General features: G+C 41.7%; 1 protein-coding gene. It reads left to right on the top strand.

Going from position 1 to position 235, the window contains the following annotated elements:
* Positions 1-191, top strand: a 191-nt coding sequence (locus AB4486_RS26880) for a type II toxin-antitoxin system RelE/ParE family toxin (protein WP_372119834.1), incomplete at its 5' end; no start/stop codon positions are given.
* Positions 192-235: the final 44 nt, after the last annotated feature.

Below are 235 nucleotides of genomic sequence, written 5' to 3' on the forward strand. Positions count from 1 at the left end.
AAGACACATTGCTAACTGGGTTTCAAATGCTTGCCGACAATCCAGCCGTAGGTCGCAGTTGCGATGAGATTTATCCAAGCGGTTTCTATTTTCCGGTAGGAAAACACACAGCTTACTTTACAAAAGAAGACGGTTTTATTTTAGTTGTGGCTGTACTTGGTCAATCACAACTCCCACAAAACCACTTGTAGCTAAGACATCACCCGAAGTAAAAACTAGGGTGATGATCTTGATT

It is taken from the genome of Vibrio sp. 10N.222.55.C6, assembly GCF_041473395.1.
Lineage (GTDB): Bacteria > Pseudomonadota > Gammaproteobacteria > Enterobacterales > Vibrionaceae > Vibrio > Vibrio crassostreae_C.